The sequence below is a fragment of the Clostridium sp. ZBS2 genome (assembly GCF_023845855.1).
GTDB classification, from domain to species: Bacteria; Bacillota; Clostridia; order Clostridiales; family Clostridiaceae; genus Clostridium; species Clostridium aquiflavi.
The window spans coordinates 1-210 of record NZ_JAMQIF010000127.1 but is presented as its reverse complement, the minus strand read 5'-3'; the positions used below and the strand labels follow the sequence as shown (position 1 = coordinate 210).

1 protein-coding gene is annotated in these 210 nt (G+C 30.0%); it reads right to left on the bottom strand.

What is annotated here, in order from left to right:
- Nucleotides 1–16: 16 nt before the first annotated feature.
- Nucleotides 17–210 (bottom strand): hypothetical protein (locus NG918_RS16735; RefSeq protein WP_252227179.1); only part of this gene is annotated, 194 nt, incomplete at its 5' end.

Here is a 210-nt window from a genome sequence, read left to right as displayed (position 1 = left end):
TAAAATGTTCTTCCTCCTACTGTAATACTTGGTCCTTCTCTTCTCCTTTTCCATAAAATGTAGCTGTTTTTACTCCCATATTATCATTATGTTCAATAACACCATATAGATAATCTGCATCTTTTGTATCTAATCTTTTGGAACCACTTATTGGTTCAATTGCATCTTTTCTATTTTTTGCTACTTCACAATTTATTTCCTCACTATAAT